A 14,774-nucleotide genomic window follows, 5' to 3' on the forward strand; every position below is an offset into this window, starting at 1 on the left:
CACTTTTACATCAAGAATTAATTTTCAGTTTGTTTGTTGAATTTATCTTCAACGGACTTTTTTGCTTCTTCTATTTTTTGTTTACTTAATTCTTCAAGGTCTTTTTCCAATTGGTCACCCGCCTGTTCAATTCCTTCCATTGTTTGTTCAATCTTTTCTTTTAGAACCTGTTTTTGATCCAAAGTATAAAACCCTAGATTCTCCGCAATATCTGATAATCTGTTCATATTATTTTTCACGGAAAGTGTTGTAGAAGACCAATCATTATGAAGCGCCATAATATCAAAGCTGTTATCAACTTCCATAGCATCGAGATCCCTTATGGCACCATCTTTCCAATCTTTCCATGCCTTCAGCACTTCTTCGGCACGATCAAACTCTTCTTGCAATTCTTCCTCGTTATTAGCGGAAGCAAAAATTCCCCCCGATACTTTGGCCATTTCTTCCAGTTGCTTTTGTGCTTCGGCATCGGTTTGGAAACCAATAATATTAATTATCGGGCTTGCATTCGACTCGGAAAGTGATTTGGCAACTTCAACAGGATCTCCATCACACGTTTCTATACCGTCACTTACGACGTAAATTAGATTGGTGTTTTTTTCCGGATTAAACTCTTTTAAAGCATCTTGTGCTTGTGTTAAAGCATCAGCAAGTGGTGTCCAACCCTTAGGCTGGAATTGGTTCAGCGCCTCCTGGAATTTCCCTTCCTCGTAGGCTTCAAATCCATAAACTTGTTCAATCGAATCACACGACATTTCCTTGTCATTATCGGCACCTGTTCCCTTATGACCATATACCCTCAAGGAAACGTTTGCTTCATTAGGGACTTCTGACAAAAAATTATTAATTGATTTTTTAGCAACATCCATCCTTGTTCCATTGCTGGCCGGGTTTGCCATACTACCGCTTGAATCCAAAACAATCTCAATATTGTAATTATCTTTAAAATGAAATTTCGTATCTGGCAAATCAGGGCTTCCAAAAGATGCGAATTCCCATTTTTTGATCATGTCTTCGGGACTAGGATAGTCTTGGGCTACTAAACTATATATATAGCGCAAATATTTCTTATACTCTTCATCAGTTGGGTTTTCACTCATTTTACCTAGTTTCTGCATTTTCTCTTCAACTTCCTGTTCCATATCCCAAAGATTTTCAGCATTTGCAAAAGGCCCGGGAGTTTGGTTCGCTAAACCATCTACATCTGTCGGTATTTGGGGCAATTCATCCAGTGAAGGGCCTTCTGTTGCTGCTTCCTCTGTATTGCCATTTTTATCGTCTGATTCATTACTATCAGCCTGTTCTTCTTTTACATTCTCATTGGTGCCACTGGAACTTGCTTCTTTTTCCGGATTATTGTCACAAGCAGCTGTTATGAATGTTAGAGTTATTGCTATTATCATCATGTAAAATTTTTTGGACATAAATTAAATCTCCTTTTGAAATTTGAACTAGCCTCCTATTTGACTAATTAGGTCTCTGATTTTGTTCACGACATCCTCACCGATACCTGAGGCACCACTCATAGCCGTGGAGACAACCCCCACAAGAATAACAATCACCGCCGCAATCCCAATCCACTCCAACGTCTGTGAACCACTCTCATCATTTTTAAATTCTTCAACCTTATTCATTATTTTTGTGTAGATTCCATTTACAAATTTCATGTCAATTCCTCCCTAAAATAAATTAAAGATACTATTTTCTCCCATCAGCATATTCATGATCATTAAACCGGCAATCATTAATATGGAAACAGGGGCAATCAAAAACGTCGTGACCAATGTAACCTTTGGCGAGGCTTTTGCCGCTAATTCTTTTACCTGCTCCTGACGGATTTCACGCAACTCTTCAGCTTGGATCTGGAACGTTTTCGCTATCGGTATTCCGAGATCCATCCCTTGTATTAACGCTTTAATCAGTGACTGGAATTCCTCGTTATCATTTCGTTTCAGCAATCCACGATATGCTTTTTCACGCGGAACTCCAAGATCAATTTCCTGATTAAAACGCGAAAACTCTTCCCGGATTGGACCATCGAAATATCGAATCACCTCCCTTAGTGCGTTATCAAGGCTTACACCAGCCTGTAAACTGGTACTGACAGTATCCATGAAATCAGGCAACTCAGCTCTAATTTGCTGCTGTCTTTTTTTGACCTCCATTCTGATTAATACGATTGGCAGGAAATAACCCATCACCGGATTTAAAACAAGCATATATTGAGAAAATGGGAGCCCGATAATTACGAATAGAAATCCACTGAAAAATCCGATAACCAGTAAAAATATCTTTAAACCTTGGAATCTGGCGACCGTTAATTTTAAAGGGTTTCCTGATTTTCTGAGCCATTCTTCAACCATATGATTTTCACTAAAGAAATTGATACGCTGCCCCAAATCCGCAAAATCATCTGCATACTTGGTTGCACGGCTGAAAATTTCAGCGCGCCGGTTTTTCTTTTTTTCTTTTTTTTCGAATGGATCAACATTTGTGACATCCGATACATGTTCAATGACAAACCGTTTTTCACGTAAAAAAGTCCATAGATGTTTTAAGCAAAGCAATACACAGAACCAAAAAGCAATGATAGATAAAATAATTAATGCATCCATAGGCTACACCTTTATATTTGTAATTTTTCGAATCAGAAAAAATGATAGGATAATGGCTGCCAGAAAAATCACCAAAATAACCAATCCAAAGCCGGACCATAGTGGAGTGATGAACCCGTCAATCACATTGTTCATAACAAGAAGTAAGAATATCGGCAAAGCAGGTACAATAAATGAAATGTACTTTTGTTCAGATGTCATCGTTTTGATAATCTGGTTGAGAACCTTTCTGTCTTCAAACGTATTGGCCATCGTATCCAATGTCAGCGCCAGATTCCCGCCGGTTTTTTTCTGAATCAGCAATGTCGCAATAAATAAGTTGAAATCACGGGATTTATTTCGTTGTTGAACGGCCCGGAAAGCTGTTTCCAAATTAACGCCCAGTTTTAATTCGTTAGAAATTCGTTTAAACTCTTTTCCAGCAGGAGCAGAAACCTCACGGGCAACAATATCGATACCCTGGTTAATCGTTAAACCGGACCTTGCCGCATTCCCAAGAATTCTGCACACATCACTCAATTGGTCATTAAAACGTAGTTCATAACTGTTTTTACGAAAATAGAATAATAGATAATTGGATACAACCAACAATAGCAAAGGCAGAGCCACACTTAGCCCAAAAGGCATTCCAAACATGGAATAAAATAAAACGAACAACATCAAAAAGCCAACGATTAATATTCCCAGAAATTCTGAAGGCAACAATTTTAAATTTGCATTATGTAATTTATTCCGTAATTTCTCTGAGGACTCGTTTTCATCGAACCGGTCGCCCCATTTACTGATAAAACTTTTTCGCTCTTCTTCAGGAAACCACTGCTTTACTTTTTGTTTCCATTCTCTTTTCTGAGACCTGTAACCAAGGAAAAAATAGATACATAGGAGAAAAGACAACACACCGAAACTATAAAGAATAGACGCTGCCAGTTCCATAGCTGCTCTCCTCCTTTGGTGTAAACACTTCTTTATCAATATCGATGCCGAACACCTCTAAATGCGGAAGACATTTTGGAATGAGACCTGTGGGCGTATAATACCCTCGCACATTCCCTTCACCGTCAACACCGGTACGCTGGAACCGGAAAATGTCTCTCACTTCTATATGATTGCCATCGATTTTTTCAACTTCTGATATGTTAGTAATTTTACGCGTTCCATCGGTTAGGCGCTGTATTTGCACAATATAGTCCAGTGCCCCGGCAATATAGTCGCGTATGACATGTGTCGGTAAATCCATTCCGGCCATCACGACCATCCCTTCGACACGGTTGATAGCGTCAAACGGTGTATTAGCATGGACAGTGGTTAAGGAACCCTCATGACCGGTATTCATCGCCTGCAGCATATCAAAAGCTTCAGCTCCGCGGACTTCCCCGACTATAATACGATCGGGCCGCATACGCAGTGAGTTTTTTACTAAATTTCTGATCGTTACTTCACCGCTCCCTTCCACGTTAGGAGGGCGCGCTTCCATCCCAACGACATTCGGCCTGTCAAATTTCAGTTCAGCTGAATCCTCAATTGTAATAACCCGCTCCCCATTCGGAATCGACTTGCCCAACGCATTCAATAAGGTCGTTTTACCACTGCCGGTACCGCCGGAAATAAGCAAGCTTAATTTCGTTTGAACCAGGGCCTGCATAAACCTGGACATTTCATTTGTGAATGTGTCGAGGTTCTGTAAATCATCCATTACGTATGGTGTTTTTCGAAACTTACGGATTGACAGGAGTGTTCCTCCAAGACTTATTGGCTCAATAACAGCATTCACACGGCTTCCGTCGGGCAATCTCGCATCCACCATTGGTGAGCTTTCGTCAATTCTCCTCCCCAGCGGAGCAACGACTCTATCAACAATATGCCTGACATGTGCTTCATCTTTAAACGACACATTAACGCGTTCAAGCCGGCCATGTTTTTCTACATAAACCTCTCTTGGATTATTAACAAGTATCTCTGTGATTGATTCATCTTTCAGCAAAGGTTCCAGCGGGCCAAAACCAACACTTTCATCAATCAGCATCGATAACATGCGTTCCTTATCTTGTCTCGGGATAACCACTTTTTCTTCCGACATGAACTGGTTAATGACCCTTTCAATTTTCAAACGTTTATCAGCGTCACCAAGACTGGTTATTTGATCCAAATTAACTTCAGTCAACAATCTGGATTTATAATGTTCCACCAGTTCATCCAAATAGCTAGAATTGGACACAACACCGGCATCTATAGAATCGTTATCAGACGCCGTTTTAGTATTTCTTTGAAAAAGAGACACGATACCACCACCATTATGATTATTTCAGCATTGAATGAACCCATTTATGGATGTCTTTTGATATCGGGGGCAGTTTCTTTTCCTGAGTTCTTTTTCTTAAAGGTTCCCCTTGATTTATGTATGCTTGAACATTCTTGACATCTTTCCTTATTTCTGATGCTACAGGGTACGTTGAAAAACGCTCCAAATCTTTTTTGGTCAGCTCGTTATCTTTTGCTTTAAAGTTAATAACAAATTCAAATCTATCTTGCGTGATAATACCTAAACGCTGAAACAGATTTTCGACATTCTTCAAAACGCGGATTGCAACTGTATCGAGGTTCATTAAATAATAAATGCGGTTCGCTTCCTCCAAAACAGTCAATGTTCGTTCATCCATCCATACCGGTAAATCAACGATAATAAAATCATAATGTCGTTTACTTGCTCTTAAAAGCTTTGCCACGAATTCTTCAGTGACTTTCTCAGATAACTCAGCATCTCTTGGGCTTACAAGCACATTTAGATCGGAGTGCTCTTCTTTTTCTGAGACATTTCGGATATGATGTTCACCGAGTTCATCTATAACTGGCAGCAAATCAATTATGGAACGATTACTGTCAAGCCCCAAAAATGTTTCAGCGCCTCCATAATGTAAGTTCAAATCGATAAACAAAACTTTTGCCGTTGATTCCAGTTTCAACGTCTGAGCAAAGGTTATACTGATGAGCGATTTACCTGTGCCACCACTTCCACTGTAAAAAGCGAAAATCTGACCGCCGCCCCGTTTAAAGCTTGATTCGGGTTTTTCTTCATTTTTCAAACCAATTTCAGCGACCATGAGCTCCAAACGTTCCATAAAAATAAGTTCTTCACCCGGAAGCACATAAAAATCGGTTATGCCAAGCTGATTTAAGTTTCTGAGGAGGCTAAAGTTTTCTTCGTCACTCACACAAATAATGGTGGCATTCGGATGCTCAGTCAAAGCTGTTTGAGCATCCTCGATAGCTGTGTCCTCATTATTCATAATCAAGACCAATTGTGCATCAGCTTTCTTTAATTCATTCACGGTTAGAAAGTGGAGTTGATACGGGTCATTTATTTGTTCCTGCAGCATTGCCGCCAATTCTTCATTTTTCCCTAGTACGTAAATATCGTTTATTTTGCTCATACGGCTCCTCCAACAACGTTCCCCATTTTAATTGTTATTTTCTCCGTTATCTTTCCCATCTTGCCTGCCAGACTGACCTTTTTCCGAACCTTGATCTGCTTGTTCGTCAGTTGAGTCATCACCGGCTTGCGCTTCTTCTGCTACATTTGCTTTTACCAGCCGAAGACTGTCAGCGTAATTCTGCATATGTATTAATTCTGAAACTTTTTCATAAGGGACTTCCAATTGTACACCTGAAAAAGCTTCATCATTGTTTTTGGCTACCCTTGCTACTTTCACATCCTCCATAAACACCTCTGTCACCGGTTCTTTGTCAAAGGAATGTGAGACAATAATGTCGATTCGATCCAAGGCTGTGAGTTTTTGGTCAAAAACCACTTTTTCAGATTTCAGCACAGTCACCAGGCGATTATTTGCTTCTGTAACTGCAGACGCTTGTTTCAACATATTAGCGGTAATAATGTCGCCGCCCGCCAACGGTACTATCGAAACTTTATTCATCAAATCTTCAACATCGGTTATGTGCGCATCACGAAGATACTGTTTCGGAATTTCCTCCGTACTGATATCATCTGGCGTTATAATTTTCCTTGATGGAATTTCTCCGGCGGCTTTATAAACCGTAACCATCGTACCTAAATCGCTGTTCAGCGCCTGAACCTTTTGCAGTATGAGTAGACCTGAAACTGCAGCCAGCAAAACAGCCAGTAAAAAAAATATAATCGCTCTCCGCTTCGATTCCAGCATGAAGGTTAACCCTCTTTCTATAACAATTAATACGAGTGACGACAATCACTTAGAATTATCATCGCAAAAAACATAAATATGTCAATCGTATGACAAAATAACAGCTTTTAATACTGGGTCTTTGGTATTGATTTATAAGGTTTTAATAGTTGATATAACTACCATGATTCAATGAAACCAAGACATTTATTACTACTTAATTGCTAATTTATGGAACAAATTTCGCTAAATTAGTTCTTAAGTTTTATTTTTTGTAAAAATTACCAACCATTTTGAATTCAGAATAACTTTTGGGAGGAATTGACAACATAATGTCAGGAATTTGAGAGAAATTAACGATAAGAAAGGATGATAAGTGGATGGCTAAAAAGCGAAAAAAACAATACAGTGATTTTTCGAACGTACGGAACCAGCAGAACCTGATCCCGGAAGAATTTCCGGAGGGACCTTTCGGATCTGATATAAACGATGGTGAACTGGAGGGCAGTAAGTCAACCCCTTGGAGAGAAGGTCAGAAGCGGGAGAGTGCCTTCGTGTTCCCAAATAAGGATCTGCATGATGATTTACCCAGACAAACACCGGGTGCTCACCCGATACATGATGAGCCAGGCGAAGAGCGCTGGGAAGAAAAAGAGCAGTAGTTCTCGAATGAACTGCTGCTCGCTTACTTATCGATTTTTTTCATGATGAAATAGGCACAGCCAAAGTTGCAATACTCATACAGATAATCATCAAGTGTGCTTATTTTAGTGTCGAAACCGGCCTTTGGGTTTTGATCATCATAAAAGCCTTTCAAGCGCAACTGGTCATATCCCCAATCACCGACGACAAAATCGTATTTAGACAAAATATCAGAATAACGCTCCTTCAAGCGTTCTTCATCAAAGCCATCTTTTTCATTTTCAATGACTTCATATGTTTTCCCTTGTATTTCTATCACAAACATCACCTCATCTGTGTGCTCTCATTTTATCATATTCAAGCTGTTATCAACCAATATTTCAAGTAAAATCGGACGTATGAATTTTGGGGGATATAACAAACTAAGACCGAAAGAATTTTGTCGTTAGGAGGAAACTCATGAGCAAACAATTAATTTTGACATTGCCATTGCTTATAATTATCGGACTTTCAGGCTGTGGCGGTACAGATAACGCAGCAGATGATGAACGCCGGCAGTCTGAAGAACGCAATCAGATAGTAGATGAGCTCAATCCTGAACAGGAAACAACACCATCCAATCCATCAGGTAATAATAAGCTTGGCTACGTGCGTTACACAAAAGAACAAGTTGAGAACGATAATGAAGCCGAGCACAATGTCACGATTGACCGAACGAAACTGGCTAATATGATTACAAGGATTATTTTACGCAATGACGGTTTTAATGAAGCAGCTACACTTGTAACTGATGACAAAGCGCTCATTGCATATGATATGGAAGAGTTAGATGCCGCAAAAGCTGCTGACATGGCTAAAAAAACCGCTGTTTCCATTCTTCCGGGATACTTTGAAATTTATGTTTCAGATAATGAGACGCTAATACATGATATTCAAAGCTTGCATAACTCGAACGTTCAGGATAATGATTATGACAACACAATCAATCAAATTATTCAAGAAATGAAAAAGTCGCCACAGGGAATGGAAGATAAACCATGATAAATCGAGTATTTGTTTTAGCATAGGAGGTGTATGCATTGCTTAAGAAATTAACCTCCCTGTCAGCCTCGGTGCTACTTACATTTCTTTTAATTAATCCTGTTCAGGCAGAAAATGATGAACAAGAGTTACACAAGAAACGTATGGCGTTATACAAAAAAACTGAAACCGTAACACAAATACCCTGGTATTATATAGCAGCGATTGATCAATACGAACGTAACAGCTCTGAGGAGGACAAAGACGATCAACTCGTCTCCATATCAATTCAGGATGAAATTTGGTATGGAATTGGAAATAGCTCAATGATTAAAGACGAGAGCATTATTGAATTTTTTCAGGGAAAAGGAAAAGACGGGAATGGCGATAATAAAGCCGATCCTGAAAATCCTGAAGATGTCCTTTATACAATGGCAAATATATTGTTGGAATATGGTCCCGCCCGTGATCAAATAAAAATCGCGCTCTGGAACTTCTATAAGCGTGACTTATCCGTTCAAACGATTATGAACACAGCAAAGGTATTTAAAAAGTTTGACAAAATAGAGCTCACAGATCGTGCATTCCCCCTGGACACTGCTTACAACTATACCATCAACAGTAATTGGGGGGACCGGCGAGGATTCGGAGGGCTTCGAATACATGAGGGATCGGACATCTTTGCTGATTACGGCACACCCGTTAAGTCAGCAACATATGGTGTTATCGAAATGAAAGGCTGGAATTTATATGGTGGATGGCGTCTGGGGATCCGTGATATTAATAATGTTTATCATTACTACGCCCATATGAGCGGCTATAACGATGACATTAAAGTTGGCCAGGTGGTAAAGCCGGGTGATTCACTTGGAAAGGTTGGTTCCACTGGGTATGGGCCACCCGGGACGTCAGGAAAATTCCCACCACACCTTCACTACGGGTTGTATCAGGATGACGGATACAGTGAATGGTCATTTGATCCATATCCACATCTGAGAAGATGGGAAAAAATGTCAGATTGAATCATGTATAGACACTTGTCAAACAATCAAAAGCCCCTGCCGCTCCAGGCAGAGGCTATTTGACTCAAGGTTTATTTCCGTGCAGCACCTTTTTTCACTGCATTTGTTATACTTGCTGCCAATCCACCCCAAATAATCAGCATGGAGATAATCATAAATGCAATTGCTCCACCAGTCATTTATCTCGCCTCCCCGGTATTTTGTGACTCATTCTCATTTACAGCCCTTGCCGATTTCCATTTGAACAGAGCCATTACAATAGCGACGACTAATGCACCACCGGCTATGAACCACCCGCTGAATAAGATGAAAGAATCAGGATAGCCTGCATAGTTTCCGGTTTCAGTGTCAAATAATTGCATCAGATTTGTTCGGAACAAATCGACCATTGTATAGCCGAGAACAATTGGTGTAATGACACCCAGACTTACTGTCCACCATCCACCGAGTTTGATATCGGATATCTCATTTGCATGGTCTTTGAATGTGCCAAGCTTGCGCAGAACCCAAGCAATCAATACAACCTCAACCAATCCGACGAACGCAACACCGAACTGGTTAATAAAATAGTCTGCTGCATCGAGGAAGTTTAAACCGCCCCGGGTTGCGAAAACCAGTGAGACTAATGCTGCAAATCCGCCCCCGAATATAACTGCCTTTTGACGGGAAATATTGAATTTATCCGACAGACCAGCTACATATGTTTCAATAATTGAAATCAGAGATGACAGCCCGGCCAGAACAAGCGAGGCGAAAAAGAGAAAACCGAACAGTTCACTCAACGCCGGGAACTGATTAATAATCTGCGGGAAGACAACAAATGCAAGTCCAACACCGCCTGCTACAACATCATCTACCGCTACACTCTGGCTTACTGCCATAAAACCTAATACTGAAAATACACCGATACCACAAAGCAGTTCAAAACTGGAGTTTCCAAACCCAACCATGAACGCGTTATTTGTAATATCAGATTTCTTCGGCAAATAACTCGAATAGGTAATCATAATTGCAAAAGCAATTGACATACTAAAGAATATCTGACCATATGCCGCTACCCATACTTGTGCGTCCATTATGGCACCGAAATCAGGTGTAAAAAATGCATTAAGACCCTCAACAGCACCTGGCAATGTAATCGCACGGATAACGATGATCAAAAATACAACAACCAAGGTCGGGATAAAAATGCGGTTTGCCATTTCGATCCCTTTTTTGACCCCACGATACAACACACCCAGAACAATCAGCCAAACAATAATTAATGGAATAAGGACGCTGGGTACAAAGCCGCCGAATTCACCGGGTGCTGCTGTTTCCAAATAACTTCCAAACAAAAACCCTTCCGTATCTTCTCCCCAATTCAAATTGAATGAGAATATTGAATACGAAATTGCCCAGGCAATGATAACTGAATAGTAGGTGGATATAACAAAGGCAACTAACACGCCCCACCAGCCAATCCATTCCGTATTCTTATTCATCTTCTTGTACGTCAGCGGAGCAGAGCCGCGATACCTGTGCCCCATTGTAAATTCCATAACCAAAATTGGTATACCAGCTGTGAGAAGTGCAACCAAATATGGAATCATAAAAGCTCCTCCGCCGTTTTCAAAAGCAGTTGCCGGGAAACGCCATATATTTCCCAGACCGACTGCAGATCCTACTGCAGCCAAAATAAAGCCTGCTCGTGTCCCCCATTGAGAACGATTTTCCATGTGAAAATTCCCCCTTTGGACTTTGCCCTGCTTGTATATATTTCATGAATAAAGCAAGGCAATTTTTATTTTTCAGATAACTATATGTATTATAACGGTACTTTTATACTATGTCAAAGTATATTTTTATTTTTCAGTATTTATTTTATATTTTTATTTATATTAGTAAGCGCTTGGATTATTAATAGCTGTATTACTCTTCATCGTCATCAATGATTGAGTCCTGAGGAACAGCGATCGACGGTCCGCCGTCTCCTTCACCATAAAAGTCAGGCACATCTCCCATAAGGGCTCCGCCGTCAATATAAATCTCGGTGGCAACCGTTGTGACATCCGTCATAAACGGAATAACAATTTGGACATCCGCTTCAACCTGTACATATAACGACACCCACGCTCCATTTAATCCCAGCGGTTCGTCCTCTCTGACGATATTCGTGCGGACATTGCCGACGATTTCAAAGTTAACCGGTATTCTTGGACCCAGATTGGCCAATATTGAATTTCCGGTTGCCTGCCCGATTGGTATTTCAACGACGGTGGGATCTTTTTGCGGCAGGTTTTCCGTCGTATCCTCAAATTCTTCAGGTTCAAATAGCGAATTTTCATAATCAGGCGGTTCTCCGGTGTTCATATATCTAAAATATTCTTCCACACGGTCGGTTGCAACCCTGTTTATTTCACTGACAACAGCCGAATTCCAGTTATACGTTGCCACCTTTCCTTCATTATCGTAGGTGATATTCAACAAATCATCATAATTATAGTTTTCTGCAAAGCGCACCGCGGTATTAATACCCCGTGTCGCAAATTCATCCGTCCGTCTTTCAGCAATATCCATTAAAGTCGGTGTGATACCCCTGTCTATAATTTGAATGCTCGCAAAAACAAACACGACAAATACGATTAATGTTGCGGCAGCCACAGTACTGAAAGGAGGCGGCGCTTTTGAAAATTTTCGTTTTCGGAATGCGTAACGTTTCTTAAGCATAAAAATCCCCCTGAACAAAGCGTATGTTTGTTTCAAGGGGGATAGACTAACTTTATGCAATTTTAAGGAGAGCATCTTTCCCAATCATACCTGCTTGCCATCCATATGCTTTTGAGGCATCGGTAACCTTTTCCAATGGTGCATGGAGGAGCTGATCGATTGTTTTAACGCCTCTCGCCCGTCCGGCAATGATTTTTCTGTCTGCCAAAGCTGCATTCAAGAGATCAACATCCAGTGCGCCGCACATGATATAGCCGACTTCATTGGTAATGACCAACAGGTTCGTTTTAGGCAGCTCGACGGTTACAGCAGTGAAATGCATTCCTTCGACTTCCAGTGGATTTACTGTCAACATTCAAACACTCACTCCTTCGTCATGTACACGATATACTATGCAGATGAAGGAGTGAACGTCACCTAGTCAGCACTTGTTATCTTGTAACGCAGTGTATATGCAAGTAAATCACGCAAAAATTCAGGAACGAAATAGTCTTTCACTTCTGATTTGGCGATTTCCGGCAAAAGACGGCCAAATGTAAATGTATCTGCTGTAGCTACTCTGAACAACTGTTCGGTATCCAATGGGCTACCATTATAATAGATCGCTTTTACATACTCTGTTCCATCGTCATGCCACGACGTCTTAACGTCAATCCCGGCAAAAATCATTTTGCCAATAATTTCACCTCTAAAACCGAATCCTTTCAATTTTAACTCGGTTAAATCCTTTGTCAGGGATGCACGTACGATTTCTGTCAGTTCATCACCATCCAGTTCAACCACACACGGGTTAATCGGATGGGGACAAATTCGATGAATATCCTTTAGGGTAACTTCACCAGCGGGGATTTGATCCAGCAACAAGCCGGAATTCAATAAAGCTGCATCAGCTTCTGTCCATTCCTTAAGTGTTTCAGTCAATTTTGCCATAATTTCTGTATGTTGAAACCATTTAACATGAATTGGCGTTTTTAGCTCTATAATTGGTTCTCCAAGCATGTCATCAGCTTTTTTCATCAGTTCATTCAAAGTTTGTTCCGTATTTAAATCTTTTGCCAGTGTCGCCATTTCATAAACGTCAGCTTTCTTATCAATTACTTGTTTACGGTTATGGTCCCAGGTCACCACGACTTCGCCGGCGTGAGCACAATGCTTTCCGGCAGCTGTTATAATCGTATTGTTAATTGTTTCACCCGAGCGCAGCAAGTGGTGCGTATGGCCGCCAATAATCACATCAATATCTTTAAACCGGCGTGCAATCTCCTGATCTTCGGTAAGACCCAGATGTGACATAAGTATAATGATGTCTGTTGTTTCTTTCAATTCGGCGACGTGCCTTTCCAGTTCCTGCATGGGAGCAGAGATGTGCCAGTCAAGCAGTTCATAAAACGCGTTAAATGGAGCAGTTAACCCAATAATGCCAACTTTGATACCACTCTCTGTCTGAGTTTGTACGGCCGAATGGAGCCAACCCGGCGCATCGTCTGTGAGACTATGCAGGTTCGTGCAGACCACTTGAAAATCAGCATCATCATATAAATGGTGCAGGTCCTCATGTGCCATCGTGATTCCCTCATTATTGCCGATTGTTGCGAAATCATAACCAACATCATTCATCAGCTGAACATTCGCTTTTCCCATAAAAGCTTCAGCAATTGGATGCACCCGATCCACATGATCGCCGATATCCAGCAGCCAGCACGCCTGATTTTCTGCTTCTCTCGCTTCTCTGGCGTTTTTTAGAAAGCCCGTAACTTGTGGCCAGTTATCAAAATTACTATGTAAATCATTTGTGTAATAAATATATACTTTCTCCTGCATTGACATGCTCCTTACATCAATCCTTCAATAATCAATCTGATTCCAACAACAATCAGCATTAACCGAAGTATCCACTCCAAAATATTGCTGTCAATCAGCTGGTTGGCCTTAGCGCCAAGCGTCCCGCCAATCCAAGCACCAATAATAAACACGATAACATATTCCCAGACTACATGACCCAAAGCAATGTGCGTGCCTGCACTCATAATACTGATAAATAAAATGACAAACATCGATGTTGCTGTTGCTGTATGAATTGATAACCCAAAGAGAAATAACATAGCCGGAACAATCATTGCGCCTCCGCCTATCCCAAATAACCCTGAGATAGCACCGATGAGCAGTGAAATTAAAAACACAGAAATAACCGGTGTTTTTTGCGGTGAATCATCTGTTCTTATTTCTCTTTTAATCAAAAAAAGAAAAGATAATACAATCATTAATATACCAAAGTATAACGAAAAATAATCAGCATTTATGAATTGATTTAACCAGGCACCTATTATGCCGCCGGGTATGCTGCCTGTTAAAAATAACAGGCCTATCTTTAAATTTATGCGTTTGTTTCGTACATAAGAAATAGTTGAAGCAAAAGCAGTAAATACCATCGTGATCAGTGAAATACCTACAATAACCTGTGGCACAGCCCAGGCGAATGCGTCTGAATATTGATACAAGAAAAGCAGACTTGGAATTAATATAACACCGCCGCCCATCCCGACAAGGCTTCCTGCAAATGCAGCCGCCACCCCGATGATTAGGCATATAACATAAATCAATAAAATCCCTTC

General features: G+C 40.6%; 17 protein-coding genes. 3 read left to right on the top strand and 14 right to left on the bottom strand.

Going from position 1 to position 14,774, the window contains the following annotated elements:
* Positions 1-17: 17 nt before the first annotated feature.
* The 7 genes from BMZ22_RS09240 to cpaB are packed head-to-tail and all read right to left on the bottom strand — an operon-like array spanning position 18 to position 6,790.
* Positions 18-1,424 carry a VWA domain-containing protein gene (locus BMZ22_RS09240; protein WP_090084724.1) on the bottom strand — a complete coding sequence of 469 codons (1,407 nt, stop codon included), beginning with the start codon at positions 1,422-1,424 and terminating at the stop codon, positions 18-20.
* A 27-nt stretch (positions 1,425-1,451) separates the two neighbouring features.
* Positions 1,452-1,667, bottom strand: a complete 216-nt coding sequence (locus tag BMZ22_RS09245) for a hypothetical protein (RefSeq protein ID WP_090084726.1) — start codon at positions 1,665-1,667, stop codon at positions 1,452-1,454.
* Between the two features lie 12 nt (positions 1,668-1,679).
* Positions 1,680-2,615 (bottom strand): type II secretion system F family protein, encoded by a 936-nt coding sequence (locus BMZ22_RS09250; RefSeq protein ID WP_090084728.1) that lies wholly within the window; start codon positions 2,613-2,615, stop codon positions 1,680-1,682.
* 3 nt (positions 2,616-2,618) lie between these two features.
* On the bottom strand, positions 2,619-3,548 hold the full coding sequence (locus BMZ22_RS09255; protein WP_090084731.1) for a type II secretion system F family protein: 930 nt from the start codon (positions 3,546-3,548) through the stop codon (positions 2,619-2,621).
* Complete coding sequence (locus tag BMZ22_RS09260; protein ID WP_090084733.1) at positions 3,520-4,893, bottom strand: TadA family conjugal transfer-associated ATPase; 1,374 nt, start codon at positions 4,891-4,893, stop codon at positions 3,520-3,522. The genes BMZ22_RS09255 and BMZ22_RS09260 overlap by 29 nt, the downstream gene beginning before the upstream one ends.
* A 19-nt stretch (positions 4,894-4,912) precedes the next feature.
* The gene (locus tag BMZ22_RS09265) at positions 4,913-6,043 is read right to left on the bottom strand and encodes a CpaE/TadZ family protein (RefSeq protein WP_090084735.1); all 1,131 of its coding nucleotides are present in this window, start codon (positions 6,041-6,043) and stop codon (positions 4,913-4,915) included.
* A gap of 27 nt (positions 6,044-6,070) precedes the next feature.
* Entirely contained in the window at positions 6,071-6,790 is a 720-nt protein-coding gene (gene cpaB, locus BMZ22_RS09270; RefSeq protein WP_090084738.1) for a Flp pilus assembly protein CpaB, read from the bottom strand.
* 359 nt (positions 6,791-7,149) lie between these two features.
* Here cpaB and BMZ22_RS09275 point away from each other — a divergent pair, with 359 nt between their 5' ends.
* Positions 7,150-7,431, top strand: a complete 282-nt coding sequence (locus BMZ22_RS09275) for a hypothetical protein (protein WP_090084740.1) — start codon at positions 7,150-7,152, stop codon at positions 7,429-7,431.
* Between the two features lie 23 nt (positions 7,432-7,454).
* Here the strand turns inward: BMZ22_RS09275 and BMZ22_RS09280 are convergent, their stop codons facing one another.
* A complete protein-coding gene (locus BMZ22_RS09280) occupies positions 7,455-7,730 on the bottom strand; it encodes a YutD family protein (protein ID WP_090084743.1) in 276 nt (91 codons plus the stop codon).
* Between the two features lie 140 nt (positions 7,731-7,870).
* Between BMZ22_RS09280 and BMZ22_RS09285 the strand changes: the two genes are divergently transcribed.
* Entirely contained in the window at positions 7,871-8,452 is a 582-nt protein-coding gene (locus BMZ22_RS09285) for a YhcN/YlaJ family sporulation lipoprotein (RefSeq protein ID WP_090084746.1), read from the top strand.
* Between the two features lie 38 nt (positions 8,453-8,490).
* Positions 8,491-9,453 carry a M23 family metallopeptidase gene (locus tag BMZ22_RS09290; RefSeq protein ID WP_090084749.1) on the top strand — a complete coding sequence of 321 codons (963 nt, stop codon included), beginning with the start codon at positions 8,491-8,493 and terminating at the stop codon, positions 9,451-9,453.
* Positions 9,454-9,524: 71 nt separating this feature from the next.
* On the opposite strand, the gene BMZ22_RS16770 is transcribed toward BMZ22_RS09290, so the two are convergent.
* The 6 genes from BMZ22_RS16770 to BMZ22_RS09315 form a co-directional block, all read right to left on the bottom strand.
* A complete protein-coding gene (locus BMZ22_RS16770; RefSeq protein WP_143069975.1) occupies positions 9,525-9,632 on the bottom strand; it encodes a MetS family NSS transporter small subunit in 108 nt (35 codons plus the stop codon).
* Positions 9,633-11,171: a sodium-dependent transporter gene (locus tag BMZ22_RS09295; protein ID WP_090084752.1), complete on the bottom strand. Its 1,539-nt coding sequence runs from the start codon at positions 11,169-11,171 to the stop codon at positions 9,633-9,635.
* Positions 11,172-11,364: 193 nt separating this feature from the next.
* Positions 11,365-12,162 (bottom strand): sporulation protein YunB, encoded by a 798-nt coding sequence (gene yunB / locus BMZ22_RS09300; RefSeq protein ID WP_090084755.1) that lies wholly within the window; start codon positions 12,160-12,162, stop codon positions 11,365-11,367.
* 52 nt (positions 12,163-12,214) lie between these two features.
* Positions 12,215-12,517, bottom strand: coding sequence for a YunC family protein (locus BMZ22_RS09305; protein ID WP_090084757.1), 303 nt, complete (start codon positions 12,515-12,517; stop codon positions 12,215-12,217).
* Between the two features lie 62 nt (positions 12,518-12,579).
* Positions 12,580-13,983, bottom strand: coding sequence for a bifunctional metallophosphatase/5'-nucleotidase (locus BMZ22_RS09310; protein WP_090084759.1), 1,404 nt, complete (start codon positions 13,981-13,983; stop codon positions 12,580-12,582).
* Positions 13,984-13,994: 11 nt separating this feature from the next.
* The gene (locus BMZ22_RS09315) at positions 13,995-14,762 is read right to left on the bottom strand and encodes a sulfite exporter TauE/SafE family protein (protein ID WP_245745309.1); all 768 of its coding nucleotides are present in this window, start codon (positions 14,760-14,762) and stop codon (positions 13,995-13,997) included.
* Positions 14,763-14,774: the final 12 nt, after the last annotated feature.

The organism is Lentibacillus persicus, assembly GCF_900112705.1.
GTDB lineage: Bacteria > Bacillota > Bacilli > Bacillales > Amphibacillaceae > Lentibacillus > Lentibacillus persicus.